The 3769-nt window shown below is 62.5% G+C and carries 2 protein-coding genes; both read left to right on the top strand.

All coding sequences use genetic code 11. The features are described from left to right. Positions 1–288 precede the first annotated feature (288 nt). Positions 289–2925 (top strand): ribonuclease R, encoded by a 2637-nt coding sequence (rnr, locus tag ACIPQ1_RS28680; RefSeq protein WP_411386344.1) that lies wholly within the window; start codon positions 289–291, stop codon positions 2923–2925. Further along, positions 2922–3680, top strand: coding sequence for a 23S rRNA (guanosine(2251)-2'-O)-methyltransferase RlmB (gene rlmB, locus ACIPQ1_RS28685; RefSeq protein ID WP_186730060.1), 759 nt, complete (start codon positions 2922–2924; stop codon positions 3678–3680). Before rnr ends, rlmB begins: the two co-directional genes overlap by 4 nt. Positions 3681–3769: the final 89 nt, after the last annotated feature.

The raw sequence follows: 3769 nt of genomic DNA on the forward strand, positions 1-3769 counted from the left end.
CCACGACCTTGCGGTCACCAGCACCTGAAGCTGGCGTGTCTACCAATTTCACCATCTGGGCAGTATCGGCAACGAGTGTACGTCGTCGATGGCGCGCACTATACGGAGCGTGTTTTTAACTGTAAACCCCTGGGGAGAAAAAAACCGCTAAATTTCACGAGCGGTGCTTCCCGGGGTGCCAAAGGGCTGGCCAAATGACGCTGGAAACGCTATCGAATGCTTGAAATTTCCCGTTTCATTAAGCCTATGCCAAACTAACCCGCATATAGACAAGGTGAAAACTCTCTAATGGCCGATTGGCAGTCCCTCGATCCCGAGGCCGCTCGTGAAGCGGAAAAATATGAAAACCCTATTCCTAGCCGTGAACTGATCCTGGCGCATCTCGCCGATCGGGGTTCGCCTGCTAGCCGCGAGCAGTTGGTCGAAGAGTTCGGTCTGACCACCGAGGACCAACTCGAAGCCCTGCGCCGCCGTCTGCGCGCCATGGAGCGCGACGCTCAACTGATCTACACCCGGCGCGGCACTTATGCGCCGGTGGACAAGCTCGACCTGATCCTCGGCCGCATCGCCGGTCACCGTGACGGCTTCGGCTTCCTGATCCCAGACGATGGCAGCGACGACCTGTTCATGAGCCCGGCGCAAATGCGCCTGGTGTTCGACGGTGACCGGGCCCTGGCCCGCGTGTCCGGCCTGGACCGCCGCGGTCGCCGTGAAGGCGTGATCGTCGAAGTGGTGTCCCGCGCCCATGAAAGTATCGTTGGCCGTTACTTCGAAGAAGGCGGCATCGGTTTCGTTGTGCCGGATAACCCGAAGGTCCAGCAGGAAGTGCTGATTACCCCGGGCCGTAATGGCGCCGCGAAGGTGGGTCAGTTCGTCGAGGTGAAAATCACCCACTGGCCCACTGCGCGCTTCCAGCCCCAGGGCGATATCGTTGAAGTGGTCGGCAACTACATGGCGCCGGGCATGGAGATCGACGTTGCGCTGCGCACCTACGACATTCCTCACGTCTGGCCCGACGCTGTGCTCAAGGAAGCCGCCAAGCTCAAGCCGGAAGTCGAAGAGAAAGATAAAGAAAAACGCATCGACTTGCGCCATCTGCCGTTCGTCACCATCGACGGCGAAGATGCCCGCGACTTCGACGATGCGGTGTACTGCGAAGCCAAGCCCGGCAAGCTGCGCCTGTTCTCCGGCGGCTGGAAGTTGTTCGTCGCGATTGCCGATGTGTCCAGCTACGTGAAGATCGGTTCGGCCCTGGATAACGAAGCCCAGGTGCGCGGCAACTCCGTGTATTTCCCTGAGCGCGTGATCCCGATGCTGCCTGAGCAGCTGTCCAACGGCCTGTGCTCGCTGAACCCGAAAGTCGACCGTTTGGCCATGGTGTGCGAGATGACCATCTCCAAAACCGGCGAAATGACCGACTACCAGTTCTACGAAGCGGTGATTCACTCCCAGGCGCGCCTGACCTACAACAAGGTCAGCACCATCCTGGAAACGCCGAAGACCAGTGAAGCCAAGGCCCTGCGTACCGAATACGCTGGCGTGGTACCGCACCTCAAGCAATTGTACGCGCTGTACAAGGTGTTGCTGGGTGCCCGTCACGTGCGTGGCGCGATCGATTTCGAGACCCAGGAAACCCGGATTGTCTTCGGTTCCGAGCGCAAGATCGCCGCGATCACCCCGACCACCCGTAACGATGCGCACAAGCTGATCGAAGAGTGCATGCTGGCGGCCAACGTAGCCACCGCCGAATTCCTCAAGAAGCATGAGATTCCGGCGTTGTACCGCGTGCACGACGGCCCGCCGCCGGAGCGCCTGGAAAAATTGCGCGCCTTCCTCGGCGAGCTCGGCCTGTCCCTGCACAAAGGCAAGGACGGCCCGACGCCGAAGGACTACCAGGCACTGCTGGCCAGCATCAAGGACCGTCCGGATTACCATGTGATCCAGACCGTGATGCTGCGCTCCCTGAGCCAGGCGGTGTACAGCGCCGACAACCAGGGCCACTTCGGTCTGAATTACGAGGCATACACCCACTTCACCTCGCCGATCCGCCGTTATCCGGACTTGCTCACGCACCGCGCGATCCGCAGCGTGATCCATTCCAAGCAGAACACCCCGCACGTCAAGCGCGCCGGTGCCATGACCATTCCGAAGGCACGGATCTATCCGTACGACGAAGCGGCCCTGGAACAGTTGGGCGAGCAGTGCTCCATGAGCGAACGCCGTGCCGACGAAGCGACCCGCGACGTGGTGAACTGGCTCAAGTGCGAGTTCATGAAAGATCGCGTGGGCGAGTCGTTCCCTGGCGTGATCACGGCTGTGACCGGCTTTGGTCTGTTCGTCGAACTGACCGATATCTATGTCGAGGGCCTGGTGCACGTCACCGCCTTGCCGGGTGATTACTACCACTTTGATCCTGTGCATCACCGCCTGGCGGGCGAGCGCACCGGTCGCAGCTTCCGCCTGGGCGACACCGTGGAAGTGCAGGTCATGCGCGTCGATCTCGATGAGCGCAAGATCGACTTCGGCATGTCCGACAAGCCGGCCGAAGCACCGACTGGCCGTAAAAAGCGCGGCAGCGAGACCGCCGCGCCTGCGACCAAAGGCAGAGGTAAAGGTGCTCCTGCAAAAACCGCAGAGCCTGAGCCAGCCAAGGCCGGTCGCCGTTCGTCTGCCAAGGACAAGGCTCCCGAAGCCTACCGCCCCAGCGACGCAGCGGCGAAAAACGCCGAGCTGCGCAAGAGTCGCGAGTTGAAGCAGCAGTTGCTCAACGAAGCCAAAAGCGGTGGTAAAGCGGCGTCTGGGGGAAAGTCCCACGGGGCGGAAAAGTCGTCGAGCAAGCCAAGCAAACACCGTAAAGGCCCGCCAAAAGCGGGCTCGGCCCCCGCGAAAAGCGGCGGGTCGCGCAAACCTAAGGCCAAGTCATGAGTCTGGAAAAAATCTACGGCGTGCACGCCGTAGAAGCCCTGCTGCGTCACCACCCCAAGCGTGTCAAGCAAGTGTGGTTGGCGGAAGGTCGCAGCGAGCCGCGTGTGCAAGCACTGGTCGAACTGGCTACCCAAAACAAGGTTGCCATCGGTCAGGCCGAGCGTCGTGAAATGGACGCGTGGGTCGAGGGCGTTCACCAGGGCGTGGTTGCGGACGTCAGTCCGAGCCAGGTCTGGGGCGAAGCCATGCTCGACGAGCTGCTCGACCGTACCGAAGGCGCGCCGCTGTTGCTGGTGCTGGACGGCGTGACCGATCCCCACAACCTCGGCGCCTGCCTGCGTTCGGCGGATGCCGCCGGAGCATTGGCGGTCATCGTGCCCAAGGACAAGTCGGCGACGTTGACGCCGGTGGTGCGTAAAGTCGCTTGCGGCGCGGCGGAAGTGATTCCGTTGGTGGCGGTGACCAACCTGGCGCGCACCCTGGAAAAACTCCAGCAGCGCGGCCTGTGGGTCGTCGGTACGGCGGGCGAGGCCGAGGTCAGCATCTATGACCAGGACCTGACGGGCCCGACGATCCTGATCATGGGCGCCGAAGGCAAGGGCATGCGCCGCCTGACCCGCGAGCATTGCGACTATCTGGTCAAGCTGCCGATGGCCGGCAGCGTCAGCAGCCTCAACGTCTCGGTGGCCACCGGCGTGTGCCTGTTCGAGGCGCTGCGCCAGCGTAGCGTCAAGGCTGCCGCCAAAAAGCCTTGATCCAGGCGTAAATCAATTGTGGGAGCGGGGGGGGGGGGGGGGGGGGGGGGGGGGGTGGGGGGGGGGGGGGGGGGGGGGGGGGGGGGGGG

The sequence above is a fragment of the Pseudomonas sp. LARHCG127 genome, from assembly GCF_052871455.1.